11 protein-coding genes are annotated in these 15,264 nt (G+C 60.1%); 1 reads left to right on the forward strand and 10 read right to left on the reverse strand.

Annotated features, from left to right (window positions below; all coding sequences use genetic code 11):
* Window positions 1–44 precede the first annotated feature (44 nt).
* The 3 genes from ABQM86_RS13795 to ABQM86_RS13805 form a co-directional block, all read right to left on the reverse strand.
* Window positions 45–1,328: a hypothetical protein gene (locus ABQM86_RS13795; RefSeq protein ID WP_369744691.1), complete on the reverse strand. Its 1,284-nt coding sequence runs from the start codon at window positions 1,326–1,328 to the stop codon at window positions 45–47.
* Between the two features lie 270 nt (window positions 1,329–1,598).
* Window positions 1,599–2,141, reverse strand: a complete 543-nt coding sequence (locus ABQM86_RS13800; protein ID WP_207597596.1) for a hypothetical protein — start codon at window positions 2,139–2,141, stop codon at window positions 1,599–1,601.
* 86 nt (window positions 2,142–2,227) lie between these two features.
* Window positions 2,228–3,046, reverse strand: coding sequence for a hypothetical protein (locus ABQM86_RS13805; protein WP_369744692.1), 819 nt, complete (start codon window positions 3,044–3,046; stop codon window positions 2,228–2,230).
* Window positions 3,047–3,485: 439 nt separating this feature from the next.
* On the opposite strand from ABQM86_RS13805, the gene ABQM86_RS13810 reads away from it, so the two are divergent.
* On the forward strand, window positions 3,486–6,698 hold the full coding sequence (locus tag ABQM86_RS13810; protein WP_369744693.1) for a chitobiase/beta-hexosaminidase C-terminal domain-containing protein: 3,213 nt from the start codon (window positions 3,486–3,488) through the stop codon (window positions 6,696–6,698).
* Window positions 6,699–6,764: 66 nt separating this feature from the next.
* On the opposite strand, the gene ABQM86_RS13815 is transcribed toward ABQM86_RS13810, so the two are convergent.
* From ABQM86_RS13815 to glf, 7 genes are all read right to left on the reverse strand, one after another.
* The gene (locus ABQM86_RS13815) at window positions 6,765–7,721 is read right to left on the reverse strand and encodes a glycosyltransferase family 2 protein (RefSeq protein ID WP_089595595.1); all 957 of its coding nucleotides are present in this window, start codon (window positions 7,719–7,721) and stop codon (window positions 6,765–6,767) included.
* Between the two features lie 3 nt (window positions 7,722–7,724).
* Window positions 7,725–8,210 (reverse strand): GtrA family protein, encoded by a 486-nt coding sequence (locus ABQM86_RS13820; protein ID WP_207594012.1) that lies wholly within the window; start codon window positions 8,208–8,210, stop codon window positions 7,725–7,727.
* 2 nt (window positions 8,211–8,212) lie between these two features.
* The gene (locus ABQM86_RS13825) at window positions 8,213–10,321 is read right to left on the reverse strand and encodes a DUF6541 family protein (RefSeq protein ID WP_369744694.1); all 2,109 of its coding nucleotides are present in this window, start codon (window positions 10,319–10,321) and stop codon (window positions 8,213–8,215) included.
* A gap of 73 nt (window positions 10,322–10,394) precedes the next feature.
* Window positions 10,395–11,126 (reverse strand): ABC transporter ATP-binding protein, encoded by a 732-nt coding sequence (locus ABQM86_RS13830; RefSeq protein WP_089595598.1) that lies wholly within the window; start codon window positions 11,124–11,126, stop codon window positions 10,395–10,397.
* Complete coding sequence (locus tag ABQM86_RS13835) at window positions 11,127–11,984, reverse strand: ABC transporter permease (RefSeq protein ID WP_172324331.1); 858 nt, start codon at window positions 11,982–11,984, stop codon at window positions 11,127–11,129.
* Between the two features lie 2 nt (window positions 11,985–11,986).
* On the reverse strand, window positions 11,987–13,990 hold the full coding sequence (locus tag ABQM86_RS13840) for a glycosyltransferase (protein ID WP_369744696.1): 2,004 nt from the start codon (window positions 13,988–13,990) through the stop codon (window positions 11,987–11,989).
* Window positions 13,987–15,171, reverse strand: a complete 1,185-nt coding sequence (gene glf, locus ABQM86_RS13845; protein ID WP_207594015.1) for a UDP-galactopyranose mutase — start codon at window positions 15,169–15,171, stop codon at window positions 13,987–13,989. The genes ABQM86_RS13840 and glf overlap by 4 nt, the downstream gene beginning before the upstream one ends.
* Window positions 15,172–15,264 lie beyond the last annotated feature (93 nt).

The raw sequence follows: 15,264 nt of genomic DNA on the forward strand, positions 1-15,264 counted from the left end.
CTGCCCAAGGATTCCTCGGGCGGGCCCGCCAACTTTCGCATACTTTAGGCAAGCAAGGCATTCATCGCATTGACAAGCGTCGTCTCCACACCATTGGTACCCGCTTTGAAATGGGCCAAATGTCCATACACCGTCATTGAGCCACCGGCAATTCCCGGGAAATCAGGCTCCCATCCACCCTCATAGCTGCCCAGCGGCATGAACGGTGGAAAGAATTCATTGCTTGGGATATAGCAGCATGATTCATTTGCATAACCTCCAACAATAATTCCGTTGTTCCCGCCATTCCTGCTCCGGAAGTAGGCTGCGTACCCGCTGACGAGCTCCCCACCAATCATGGCAATTTTTAATTGCGGGCTTCCGTTGAATTTCCATACCTGGAAGGGTGACGGCACAGCCGTTTCAATACTGTTGCTGTCGATCCGCCCGATCATGACCTGCGCATGGCGCTGGTACCACTGGGGTTGGCCGTTGGGGTTGGCGAGCCGGGCTACATAGGAAGCGCGGACTGCGGCCAGGTTTCCTGCTGTTGGGGTTATATCCAGCGGCAACTGGACCTCCTGGTACCGCGTGACCATGGGGCCGCTCAGCGCACGCCCGGCCGATTGCATGTTTGAGTGCACCGTGGCACCCAACGCGTCCCCGTGCTGATCCCTGAGTTGCCAACTGCGGACTCCACCCGGGTCCTGGTCACCGGCCGGCCCCTGAACGAACATTGCAAAACAATTCGGGTTCCGGTTCTCAATATAATTGCAGGCACCTGCGGCGAAATCACCATCAAAAAGTGTCCGAAGCCCAGCACTGATGGGGTGGCATCCATAGCTGAAAATCACTGCAGCCGGCGTACCATTGCCCCGCCTGGCCACCAGAATCGGCACGGCAGTCTCGGTGTATGGCAACCCAACCCGGTTGGCGGAAAAATTCTGGGTCGAAACTTTATAGTCGAAAGTCACCGCCGTTTCATCCGCATCCAGCGCTTCCTGGGCAAGGTTGACTATGGTGTCTTCAAGATCGGCACTGTAGGAACGCACCAAACCCAGGTCCGCGAGCCCATACGCCATGAAGGGGTGAAGGGTATCAATCAATGCGGGTCCATTATGCGTATGGGTTGCCTGGATCAGGATGTCGCTGCTGGACCACGAGGTAAGGTCAATGATCCTGTCACGGATCCTTTGATGCATGGCCCGCGGCAAAGCCAGGACGTCCAGGCTGATAATGATGTGGGGGTGGGCGTCTTCCCAGATAAGAATCGCCCGTGCATACAACGGCTCAAACGGTGAGCTGCTGGTGGCCTCGCGTCCACCGTCAGTCGAACCATATCCGGCCATGTAGGGATTGGTGCTCAGCGACGGCGTTATGTCAGCGCTTGCAGTTCCAATTCTGAACGCCATAAAAGATCACTCCTTGATTGTGCGCAACGGGTGATCTTTGTTTTCTCTGCAACAAAGTCCGTTTCCCGGATACGCTGAACAGCCAATACGTGAGACCACTTTCATTAGACCATGTGATCCCGCAATTTTGTGTGGTTGGAAGGGATGGATATCGGCCTCTATAAGTGGCGTCCCGGCCTTGTAAATCCTGCCGGGGGCCACCCATATTCAGCTTTGCAGGGGTACTGCCGTCTTCAGCCACCTGGTGAGCTGGGCAGCCTGCGGAGCCAACGGAGCCAGCGTCAAAGCGCCCTTGACTACGGGTATGCCGTACGCGGCGAGTGAAGCTGCAAGTGTCCTGTGATCCGTGCGTGTGCAGGCCCTGATAATGAGCAGGCACAAAGCGGAGTCCTGTCCAGGAGCCGCCCCGGCCGCAACAGCCGCGTTGACGGCTGCCCGTTCTTCCGGAGTCAGGAGGTGCGGGCCGTTTCCGACGTAGACCACTTGGCAGTCAGTGACGTGCATGTACCGGGTGGAAGCCCAGACTTCCTCGAGGCTCGAAAATTTGCCAATGAGGCTGCCATCTGCCGCTGTACACGTGAACTGGTACCGGATCAGAGGTTCCGGACGCTCAATGGGGACCTTGTCGTCGCTCGCGATAACCGGTGCCATATCGAGTGCGGCTGGTTGGGAAGTATCTACTTTGGTTCCTGAACAACCGGCCAGGGCAAGACCTGCCACACCGAGTTGAAGAACACTGCGCCTGCGCATGTTCACCGAGGGATCCCCACTTCATTCGGATGCTCCCCAGCTCCGCATGCATTGGTTATTCGCCCCAAGCCGTTTCCGGCTGCGTCTTAGTACATCTTCCCCCAAATTCCGCATTTGTCACTAGTAAACTTCTGGCCCGGCTTCAGTTCCACTGCGTTACCCGCCTCTGCAAGGCCACCGTTGGCAACAACGGAGCCGTCCTGGCTCGTGATGGACCATGCGCAACCGCCCGTCTCGCCGGCCGGTTTAATCAACTGCCATCGCCCCGGCTCTTGGTTCTCGCCCGCCACGTGGGTCCCATCTCCCACCCTGGCGCCCCCTGCCCAAGCGGCAATGATCTTTCCCTGTGGAGCGTCCGGACAGAATTCCGCCGCTGCCACCAACGTCCCCCTACTTGCTTCGGCAAATCCGCCTGGCCCGGTTTCATCACTGATCCTTGTGCAGAGGCGAAGGATATCCAGCATGGTTTCCAGCCCGTCATCAGCTGCCACGCCTTGCGGCGCAGCTGTCGAAATGGCTTCAGCTTCCCGGGGCGTGGGCTCAAACTGCCCGTCCCCCTCGAACGTGACGCCACACGAATCCATGCGGGTGTAATTGGTGGCAGCCCAAACCTCCGCCAAGCTCGACAATTGGACTTCGGGCGATGCGTCAAGGCTCGTGCAGAGGTAGGAAAAGCGGCCCGGTTCGTCGTCGCCCGCTGCCGGGGCAACGCCGCTCGGTTCGCTGCTTCCCGGAGCAGTTTCGCTGCTTCCCGGAGCGGACGACGGCGGCTGGCCGGGCCCGGCGGTGGCGCTGGCATTGCTGGTCGCCGGCGAACCGGTTCCAGCGGGTGGCTCGGACGACGGCACAGTGCAGGCGGCCAGCGCTATCACTATCGGCACCGCCATCAGGAACAGTCTGCGCATTGTGACCTCCACCTCAATCGTGCGGTGCAGCCGTTGTGCGGTCAAGACGGACGGCTCGCGGGGCCCAAGGTGGACCTCTTCCGGACTTTGGTAGTGACAAATGTGAAAATTGGTGGAAGATGGACGTAGACGCAGCCGGAAACGGCGTGGGGCGAATAACCAATGCATGCGGAGCTGGGGAGCATCCGAATGAAGTGGGGATCCCTCGGTGGACACGCGCAAACGCAGTGTTCTTCAGCTTGGTTTGGCATGTCTTGCCTTCGCCGGTCGCTCAAGAACCTTTTCCAAAACTCCCCGTCACCTTGCATCCCGCAGGGCGGCCGGCAGTCGGCAACACCACAAACTCACGGCAGTCCTGGCCACAGCCAGCCTCGCAACGGCGGCACTTACCGGTGTGCTGACTGCAGGCCCGGCTTTTGCTGATCAGGCACGTCAAACCGTGGCTACCGGTCTCACCAAAGCTGCCGGCACCGTTGTAGACCCGGACGGACGCTTATGGGTTTCCGATGCACGCGCAGGATTCTGCCGCATAACAGAGGCGTCCGGCGCCACCGCCGGTAGCCTCGAAACCAGCACTTGCCTGGGCGGGACGCTGCCCGGTCACGACAGCGGTCCGGCCTTGGCCGGTACACCCGCCATGATCGATCCGTCGCCTGCCAGCCACGGCGATGGTGATGAAATCGCCTTCATTCCGGATGCCGCCGTCGGAAGTTCCGACGTCGTACGCGCGCTCTGGAACCCTGATGGTGGCGTCTTCGAATACGACGGCGCGCTGACCATCTTCGACGGGGACCTGCGCCCGAACGCCGTCAGCGACGGCCCGGACGGCAATATCTACCTGTCGTTCGCCAACGCGCGGTCGATCGTCAAGATCGTGAATCCTACGGCACTGCACCCGAGCATCGAGTCCATCGCGTCCGTCAATTCCAGTTCCCTCAGCCTTGCGGCGACGCACCGCAACAGCGCGGGCAACGTCGTGGTGTACGTTGCCGAAACCTCTGGCCTGACAGTCTTTACCGCCCCCGACGACGGCGTCCTGACCAACTATGTCCCAGCACCCCTCTATAACGTCGGCAAGCCGACGGCCATCTACTATGACTGGCAGTCGCCCCTGGTCCTCTACACAGGAACCGGCGGCGGAACCACCACAGCCGACGTCGGCAAGGACACCATCACCCGCATCGATCTGAGCACGGACACGGTCAACAACCAGTGGGCCCTCGGCTTCAGCAAGGTCGGCGGCCTGGCCATGCGTGACGGCAAACTCCTGGTGATGGAAGATCCGGGACAACTGGATCCTGCCAAACCCGCTGAGCGAGGAAGGCTGCTCACCTTGGGTGGTGTTGTTCCCTCCATCGTCAGCGGTCCGACTGCGGCCAACGGAACCCAGGCAGCAAACCCGGCGTTCACCAACGACTCCACGCCAACCTTCACTGTCGCCTCTACGCCTCCGGGCGGGGCCCTTGAATGCAGTCTTCAACTAAGCACAGCGACGCCGGTTTGGCAGGTATGTACCGGCGGAACCTTTACACCGTCAACTGCTCTGGCCAACGGCGCCTACACGTTCTCGGTGAGGGCCGCACCAACAGGCCTTCCTGTTTCACGGGCCTTCACGGTCGATGTCACCGCACCCGCCGCTCCGGTCATTACCTCACCCACGGCCGGTGCAACCGTCAACGGCTCGCCTGTCCTGGGTGTCACCTCCGACCCTGATTCGGCCCTGTCCTGCTCGGTGGATTCCACCACGACGTACACAGCCTGCACCAACGGCCAGGTGCTCACCTTGGCAACTGCAGGTCAGCACGTGCTGCGCGTCAGGGCCACGGACATGGCCGGCAACGTCAGCCCGGTGGCGTCGGTGACAGTCACCGCCGACCTGACTCCACCACAGGTCTCCATCAGTTCGCCGGCAGAGGGAGCGACGGTGGGCATCTCGCCGTCGTTCACCTTCGCGTCAACGGCCACGGATATTGCGGGGTTCCGGTGCAAGCTCGGCTCCAACGCCTACACTGCATGCACCTCGCCCAAGCCTTACACCAACGTTCCCAGTGGTCCCGTCACCTTCACGGTGGAAGCAAGGGACAACGCTGGAAACACGTCCACTGCCAGCAGGAATGTGACGGTGTTTGCTGCGGACACAGCACCACCAGTGGTTTCCGTGGACCCGGCTGGAGGCACCTATGGAGCCGGGAAGTCCATCACATTGTCGGCCAACGAAGCAGCCACCATCTACGTCACCAAGGATGGCACAGTGCCTACGACGTCGAGTCCCGTGTACTCGGGCCCGATTCCGTTGACGTCGCTGACCCTGAAGTACTTCGCGCGGGACACTGCAGGAAATTCCTCGGCTGTGGCCACGCAGACGTACATACTCGACAACACCGCTCCAACCCTGACCGTGGCACCAGCAGCCGGAGGATATGCCTCGGGACAACTTGTCACCATGTCCTCGAGCGAACCGGGCAACATCTTCTACACTACCGATGGCACCACCCCTGCCACGGCCGCCTCGGGAAGCACCAAGGCCTACACAGCGCCCTTTGCCCTCACGGGCAACACCACCGTGAAGGCCCTTGCTGTTGACGCCTATGGAAACGCCTCTGCGGTGACCACACGGGCCTACACCGTACTGGATACGACACCTCCCGTGGTTACGGTGACCCCGCCTGCGGGCAGCTATCCCGCCAACCAGCAGATCACGCTGGCGGCGAATGAGGTTGGTGCGAGTATCTACTTCACCACCAATGGCACGAATCCGACCGCTACAGCCGCCAACAAGTACTCCACGGCCATCACCCTCACAGCAGCGATGACTCTGAAGTACTTTGCAGTGGACACATCCAACAACAGTTCGGCAATCGTCACCCAGGCCTACACCGTGACAGCGCCACCGGCGAACACCTGGAAGGACTACACCGGAGATGCAAAGAACGACGTCGTGGCGCGCGACAACGCCGGCACGCTCTGGCTGTACCCGGGGAATGGAGCCGGAGGTTGGTTGGCCCAACGCTCGCTCGGCACCGGGTGGAACTCGTTGAATGCCATTGTCCCCACCAAGGACTTCAACGGGGACGGACGCAGCGACGTCCTGGCCAGGGATACCAACGGCGTCCTGTGGCTCTACCCTGGAAATGGATCAGGAGGCCTCCAGACCCGCGTTCAAGCAGGCACAGGCTGGTCCGGCATGACGCTGATCCTGGCGCCGGGCGACTTCAACGGCGACGGGAAGGCAGACGTCCTCGCGAGGGACACCGCCGGAATACTGTGGCTCTACCGGGGGAACGGCACTGGCGGCTTCGCCTCAAGCGCCCAGGTGGGTACCGGGTGGAACTCCATGAATGCCATCCTCAGTACCGGGGACTTCAACGGCGACAGCAAGACCGATGTCCTTGCCCGGGACACGTCAGGCATTCTCTGGCTCTACCCCGGCAACGGTACCGGAGGCTGGCTTAGCCGGGTCCAGGTGGGAAGCGGATGGAGTGGCATGACCGCCATCCTCGGGCCGGGCGACTTCAACGGCGACGGCAAAAATGACGTCCTCGCCCGTGATGCCGGCGGCAACTTGTTCCTGTATCCCGGCAACGGGACTTCTGGATGGCTCTCCCGGAGCCAGGTCGGCTGGGGCTGGGGAGGATTCACGTCCCTGCCGTAGGAAGGCAAAACAGGGAGGGGCCCGGACGCCAACGCGTCCGGGCCCCTCCCCTGTTTCAACGAATGCCTAGGTACGTTCCTTCATGGGATGCATAGTGGGCCTGTTGGGGCTCGCCTGGATATCCAATTGCAGGGATACCAGCAGCATCTGGACGCCCAGCACAAAGGGAACCACAGCGAGCATCACCGAACCCGCCGTCGGCGAACCCACGCTTGCGGCAAGTACCCAGATTCCGGCCACGAGGCCCATGACGATCAAGGCAATGCCTGCGATCAGCAGGAGGGCAACAGCGGAGAAGGACCACACCATGTACTTCCACCACACACGGCGCCAGAAGCCGCCAAAGAGCATGGCAAGAAGTTCAGGAATGACCTTGCGGAGCTTGATGCTGGAGACCTCGTTGCCGTAAACAGCTGGAATCGGCACATCAACGATCGGAACGTCAAGAATGTTGAGGTGGATCAGGAGGTCGTTTTCGAAGCTGTAGCGCGCCGCCACCTTGTTCATGGGAAGACGGCGGAGGACCTCCGTGCGAATGGCGGTGTAGCCGTTCTGCGGATCGAAGATGTGCCAGTAACCGGAAGCGAGCTTCGTCATGAAGGACAACACGATGTTGCCGAAAATCCTGTAGCCGGGCATGCCCGCGAATGACTCACCCGAAAAGAAACGGTTGGCCTTGGCGAATCCGTAGCCATCGACCACCGGATCAAGAAGCTGCGGCAGGTAGTCGGGATCCATCTGGGCATCGCCAGCCATGACCACGTTGATGTCGGCGCCCAGTTCCATCGCGGCTTTGTGGGCCGTGAGGACTGCGCCTCCCACGCCTTGGTTGACTTCATGGCGAATCAAGGTGACCCGGCCGTCGTCGGCCCGACGTGCTGCCCCCGACGTGTCGTCCGGGCTGCAGTCATCAACAATGACAATGTCATCAACAAAATCAGGCATCGTTTCGATGACCTGTGCGATGTGGTTTTCTTCTTTGTAGGCCGGTACTACCGCGGCAATTCGAACGCCTCGATACATCGATTATCCTTCGCTGCTGTTTGGTGTGAGTTTCTGTGTTGGCGCGTCGGTGCCCGACTGGCCATCTGACTGTTCGCTGCCGCTGGTCGGTTGCTTCTTTTGCGGGAAGACCCAGTGCTTGTAAATGAAGTAGTTCCACCCCATGGTCACAATGGTCGCAACCACCTTGCCTATCACGTAGCCGGCGCCGATGAACTGGAAAAGCTCAACGATGCCCATCACGGCAAGCGTGTTGAAAACCAGGAGCCCTGAGTAACGAAGTACGCCGCCCAAGGCTGTTCCACCGCCGTTGAACGCAAAATGCCGCTGCAGGAAATAGTTGAAGAAGAAGCTGCCCCAGAAGCCCGCACCGGTCGCCAGCCACAGCGGCCAGCCGAAGACCTGGAAGCACAGGGCCAGCAGCCCCAGATCCAAGAGGAAGCTCAGGCCGCCGATCAGCAGGAATTTGAACAAACTGGACGCCAGGAACTTGGAGATGAATGCCTTCATGATCAGCAGATCCTTCCTAGCGGTGCTATTCCATCAGGGTTCCGGTTCTCAAGGATTCCCGATACGCCGTCGAGCTGGAGCCGGTCCTTCGCTGCGGCGTCGAATGCTTCCTTACCGCCAGGCAGCTGCGACCAATCAATCTTGTACAACGCAGCATTACCTTCACGCACTACCAGCTGAAGATACGGAATCGAGTCAGGCTGCGTCAGCCCGGCCTTGGGTTCGTCCCACGCCCGGATCCTGCCATCAGCAATGTAGACCCATTCGATACCCAGTTCAGCAGCTGCGTCGCGGACCTCGGAGTCGGTGGCAAGCTCGGGGAGCTTTTGGAGAACCAGCAACTGGCGGTTGGTCGGAAGGATCTCGAAGTGGCGGATCATCGGCATCCGGTTACCCAGCGCGTACATCCAGACTGACCCGTCGCAGGAATCGTTCAGAACCGTGGCATCCTCTGGCACATACTGATCGATTTTGCTGAGGAGTCCAACCTCGGATGCACTCAACGTAGCCCCATCCACCTTGGTATTGATGTTGATGCGTTGGGCGTTTTGCTTGAAGTACGGAATGGCCGCAATACCACTGACAAGGAGTACCGCTGCCGCGGCAACTGCGGTCACCACGTGGCTGGGCCTGCGCCCGGCTTTGATTCCGTCCGTAGTGGAGTTGGCCGAGCGGCTGCGTACCTTCGCCACCAGCCAGGCGATGGCTTCAGCCAACTGCGCCACTCCCAAACCCGCAAGGGGCACAAGGAGCATCACCAAGATTCCGAAGATACGCCACTGGTCGTCGTAGAACGGTGCCGTCAGAGTCATGAAGCGTGGGTTGTCGGTACCCATGGTGTAGACCGAGAGGAAGGCGAAAGCGAGGACCGGTCCGAAGTACCACCACATGCGGATCCTGAGGACCACGGCCAGGCAGCCAAGGGCCACAAGGGCCGTCAGGATCGGCATTGCCATTGAACCGTGGTTCAGGAAAATGATGTTCTGGATAGCGCCGTTGCGGTCAGTGTCCGCGGCCCAAACCTGTTTGGAGACGCGCTCGGATTCCTTCAGCATCTGGGCGATGATCGGCCACCCGAGAACGACTGCCAGAGCACCGGAGACCGCAAGGTAGACCGTGATGCCGAGGATCCTGCCCTTGCGGCGGATCAGGGCGGAAAGGAACCAGAAGATCAGAACGGGCAGGACGACGAAGGCCAGTGAGGGATGGACTGCTATGAGTCCGACTGCGCCAAAAGCGATGCCGGGGATCCAGAACTTCTGCCGCTCCAGGGCCCCCTTCACTGCCAGCAGGGCGAACGGCCCAACCAGCAGCATTCCGGCAAAGAAAGGAATCAGCGGGCCACGCCACAGGAGGTCGTAAGGGTAGACCGTGAACCAACCGGCAACGGCCGCCGCGGCCGCCAGAGCAATCGGGCGGCGGGTGACCAGCATGGTCAAGGCCATGGTGCTCAACGGCAGTTGAACTGCCATCATCACCAGGACAAAGACGTTCAGAAACACCGGGATGCTGACACTGCTCATCGGCCAGAACAGCGACAACACTGCGTGGAAGGCAATCGGGTAGCTCCGGATGGGAGCCTCAGGAATGGTGGTGTCGTAATAGGCAAAGTTGCCTGCGATACTCGGATCCCACTCGTGGTTCACGGAGATCAGTCGGATCATGTTGGCGTGCCAGGGAATGTCCCAGTCCTGGTTGATGCCTTGGAGACCTTCGGTGCCCACGATCCAAGAGACAGCGGCAACCGCACCGCCAGCAACCAAACCGGCCAGGAGGATCCACCACGATCCCTTAAAAAGCTGCTTGCCAAAGACAGACGGCTGGTCAACGGATCCGAACTTATCCGGGAAATAGCGCCGCAGAGTCAGGCGCAGGGCAAACAGGAGCGCACAAAGTACCAGCAGGACGGCAGTCACCGGGAGCAACTGCCAGCTGAGACCCAGCGCATTTCCCATGACGCCGATGACAGTCAGGACGCCCATTCCGAGCAAGGGCGCTACAACGGGCAGGAGAACCCGGCGGACGCCCAACGCTTCTCCCAGGATCCAACCCGGGCCCCACCACAACACAACGATCAGGAGTACACACAACAGCAGCGGGCCGATACCCATTCCTACGATCGCCTTTCTTAGATGCTTCCACCAGCCATCCGTTGACAGACGACTCTTTGCAATTGGATGCGGGTTAGTTGCGTTCCCGCAGCCACGCCACAGCTTGGTCAGCCGGACCCTCGAACTGGACCGTGCCCGAAGACAACACCACTCCCCGGTCGCAGATCCGCGAAATCATGTCGAGGTCGTGACTGACCACCACCAAAGTGCGGCCTTCATCAGAGAGCTGCTTGATCTTGGCCAGGCACTTCCTCTGGAAAGGCTCGTCGCCCACGGCAAGGATTTCGTCAACGAGGAAAATATCCGGTTGGGTATGGACAGCTACCGCAAACGCAAGCCTGAGGAACATACCCGAGGAATAAAACTTGACCTCGGTGTCAATGAACTGTTCGATCTCGGAGAAGGCAACGATGTCGTCGAACTTTTCCTGGATCTCCTGCTCCGTCATCCCCAGGATGGCTGCATTGAGGTAGACGTTTTCACGACCTGATAGATCCGGGTGAAAGCCTGCTCCCACCTCGATCAGGCCCGCGACCCGGCCCTTGGTGCGAACGGTCCCTTGGTCGGGCAGGATGACACCCGAGATCAGCTTCAGAAGCGTGGACTTGCCGGAGCCGTTGAAGCCCAACAATGCCACGGTCTCCCCCGGCTGGATCTCAAAACTGACGTCGTGCAGGGCGTCGAATTTCTTGGTGAGATCCCCTTTTCGCCCCTTGGCGAGCCACACCAGCGTTTCCTTCATGGAGTGCGAGTGGCGGAGGTTGAAAGTTTTCTTCAGGCCCTTGACGATTACTGCTGCACCCATTTAGACCTCCTGCGCAAAGTGGCCCTCGAGCCGTCGGAAGACGATCTGGCCAATAACAAGGAACAGTGCCGCCATGCCCAACCCGATGAAGCCGGTCACCAGGAGGTGCGGAGGCAATTCGACAGGCTGATTGACTGTTGGGTACCAAAACGCCCAGTGAAACAGTTCCACCGCAACGGTAATGGGGTTGAGCTGGTAGATCGTCAATACCCAAGGCGCAGCCAGGCGGCGGATCATGGTCCAGTCGTACAAGACCGGCGAAGTCCATGTCACGATCATCATCAGCATGTCCACGATGTTCTCGGCATCCCGGAAGAACACATTGATGGCACCGGCCAACAGGCCAAGGCCTGTTGCCGTAACGGCCACAATGACAAAACCAAGAAGGGCACCGAAGAGCTGCATGATGTCCGGATGCCACCCGCTCAGAAGTGCTGCAGCCAGCAGGACAATCAATTGCGGCAGGAAGTGGACCGCAGCCACCCATACGGATGCCACTGGGAACAGCTCACGCGGAAGGTAGATCTTCTTTACCAGCGCAGCATTCGAGACGATGGATCGGGTGGCATTCGAAAATGCCTCCGAGAAGAAGTTGATGACAATGACACCGGAGAACATGTAAAGCGCGTAGTTGGGAATTTGATCCCCAACCCGCAACACGATGCCCAAGGCAAAAAACAGGACCACATACTGGACCAGCGGCTTAACGTAGGACCACGCCAAACCCAGGACCGAGCCACGGTAGCGGACCCGGAGTTCCTTGCGGACAATCAGCTTAAGGAGGTACCGCCGGCGGTAGACGTCCAACAACCCGGCGCCCACCCCCGGAACAGCATACGTATCAGTGGAGTTCGACATCGCTACTTGCTGGGCTCCGACGCTTCAAAGGTTTCCCGCCAGGAGTCCATCGAAGTGATCTCTGGAAGGGCTTCCTGATACTGGGTCCGCAGGGTTTCCCAGTTCGAGAAGAGCTGGGCGTGGAGTTTTGCTGATTCCACCACAAGCTGGCGCGCCAGCTTGGGGTCGCGCAAGTGCCAGGAAGCTCCTGTGCCATCTGCATTGGAGACGACTGCACTGTCCAAGTGCGCAAGGCTCCACCATTTGCCATCCTGGTGCGCCACCTGTGCCTCGGGGTTCTCCTTGGCGGAGTCGCGCACGGGGGCAAGGGTTTGCTTCAGGACGGTCTTCACGGCCCAAGGAAGCAGACCAAGTGCACCGGGCTGCTTGTATGACTGCGGCTTCTTGGGGGGACGCTTCCGGAAGACCTCCGGGAAGGCCCCGGGATCCGTCTTCACCTGGGAGTCCTGGAATTCCTCGCGCATTGCACGGAGCTTGGGCATGGTGGTGGGCAGCTGCTGGTGCAGGTTACCCGGCCCCGCAAGGACATCCCTGAGGGCCATGATCCGCGCCTGCTCGGGGTAGTACTGCATGGACACCAAGTGCTTGACATCCGTGTTCAGGCTTTCGCGCAGGATGCGTCCGCCCTTGGGGAACGGCGAGTGCAGGAGCGTGGCGATAAGCCGGTTGCGCTCATGGTAGTAGGCCTGCCAGTCAACAGAGTCGTCCTTGTCGGCCCAGGAGACGTGCCATACAGCCGCCCCGGGAAGAGTGACAGTCGGGAATCCGGCCGCACGGGCGCGAAGTGAATACTCCGCGTCATCCCACTTGATGAAGACGGGAAGGGAAAGTCCAATGCTTTCCACCACGGTCTTCGGGATAAGGCACATCCACCAACCGTTGTAGTCAGCATCCCAGCGCCTGTGCAGCTGAGGGGTGGACCGCAAGCCCGCAGAAGAGAAGTCGTGGTTGCCGAGGCCTTCCACCGGACCCCAAAGGAAGCGGTAGAAGTTGACGACCTCCGAGTAGGCATGCAGGACCGACTTGTTGTACATGTCGAACATGTGCCCGCCGACAATGGTTGGCTTGCGGCAGAGGTCAGCGAACGCCACTGCCCGCATGACGCCCTCCGTCTCAAGCTCAATGTCGTCGTCCAGCAGCATCACGTAGTCGCTCTTATCGGAAACGACCATCTCGTACATGTTGCGGGCGAAGCCGCCTGAACCGCCCAGGTTGCCCTGGTTGATGACGCGGAGCTGGTCACCCATCGACTCTGCGACTGCGTCGAATCCGGCTTCGTCGGCGACCTTTTTGTTGCCTTGGTCCACAATGATCAGCTCGGCGAGGATCTCCCTCAGGCCGGCGTCGGCATCAATCGACTTGATGGTTTCAAGGCAGTAGTCAGCGCGGTTGAACGTCGTAACACCGAGCGTGACGCGGCCCTGGGGGCGGCCTTCATCCGGGACTGCCCAGTGGGCGCTCTTCAGCGTCATTCCGTCGCCACCGGCAATGAGGTCGAACCAGTACCAGCCACCGTCGCCGAACGGCGCCAGGGTCAACTCAAAGTCGTTGCTGGCTGCGCCTTCCACGAGAATGGAATCAACTCGCTGCGAGGCACCACGGGCGTTGGAACGGTAGACAATGACTGTTCCTTCGCCCTCAGTCTCAAGATGCAGGACTGTCTTCGTGGCAACGGTCCACTTCCGCCAGTAGCTGGCAGGAAAAGCATTGAAATAGGAACCGAAGGAAAGCCGCTCACCACGGCGAACCTGCACGGAACCGCGGTCCAGGATGTCCTCCGGGTGCAGCTTCCGTGTCATGCCAACAGCCTGCACGACGGCGCCGCTGTCGCCGTCGTCCTTTTTCACCTTGCTGGTGTCCGGGTCGACATACAGCGGAAGAGTGTCGAGGTCGCGGTTAGCGGGGAAAACCACACGCTGAACGATTCGCAGGCTTTCTTTGGACGGTGCCAGGTCATCCGTGGTGGTCATCGCCGTCATCTGACTTTCGTTCGTAGTAGCCGTCATGCGTCCACTCCCCCGCTTTCAAGCTTGGCGCCGCCAGTGAAGTGCGGCTTGATCTTGTTATCGAACATGGACAAGGCGGAGCCAATGGCCATATGCATGTCGAGGTACTTGTAGGTTCCCAAACGCCCGCCGAAGAGGACGGACTTCTCGCCCCGGGCGAGGTCGCGGTATGCGAGCAGTTTCTGGCGGTCGTCAGAGGTGTTGACCGGGTAGTACGGCTCGTCGCCCTTTTCCGCAAAGCGCGAGAACTCACGCATGATGACCGTTGCGTCCTTGGTGTAGTCACGCTCAGGGTGGAAGTGCCGGAATTCGTGGATGCGCGTGTAGGCGGCATCGGCGTCCGGGTAGTTCATCACGGAACAGCCCTGGAAGTCCTCAATGGGAAGTACTTCTTCTTCAAGGTCGATGGTGCGCCACGACAGGTCGCCTTCGGCGTAGTCGAAGTAGCGGTCCACCGGGCCGGTGTAGATGACCGGCACCTGGCCCAGAACAGAAGACCTGCCGAACTCGCCGTCGTCGAAGAAGTCCGTATTCAGGACAACCTCGACGTTGGGGTGATCGGCCATACGCTCGATCCAGGCTGTGTAGCCGTCAACCGGAAGACCCTCGTAAGTGTCATTGAAGTACCGGTTGTCGTAGTTGTAGCGCACAGGGAGCCGGGAAATAATCTCGGCCGGCAGGTCCTTGGGATCCGTCTGCCACTGCTTGCCTGTGTAGTGCTTGATGAACGCCTCGTACAGCGGGCGGCCAATCAGCTGGATGCCTTTGTCATTGAGGTTCTGCGGATCGGTCCCGGCCAATTCACCGGCCTGTTCCGCGATGAGGGCCTTCGCTTCGGTCGGGCTCATAGCCGAACGGAAGAACTGGTTGATGGTGCCCAGGTTGATGGGCATCGGGTAAACCTCGCCCTTGTGGCTGGTGTACACCTTGTGCTGGTAGCTCGTGAACTTGGTGAAGCGGTTCACATATTCCCAAACGCGTTCATTCGACGTGTGGAAGAGGTGAGCACCGTAGCGGTGGACCTCGATTCCCGTCTGCGCTTCGTTCTCGCTGTAGGCGTTTCCTCCAATATGGTGGCGGCGATCAAGCACCGCGACCTTCAGCCCCAACTCGGTAGCGGCGCGTTCTGCAATGGTCAGGCCAAAGAAACCCGAGCCGACGACGACGAGATCAGCGTTCACAAACTCTCCTGTGTATTGGCGTGCGGGCACAGAAATGCCCACGTCTACTGGTCAAGGCTACCCGACATGACGCGGGTTCCCGTATCCGGGGCG

The organism is Paenarthrobacter sp. AMU7 (assembly GCF_041200195.1).
In the GTDB taxonomy this organism is placed as follows: domain Bacteria; phylum Actinomycetota; class Actinomycetes; order Actinomycetales; family Micrococcaceae; genus Arthrobacter.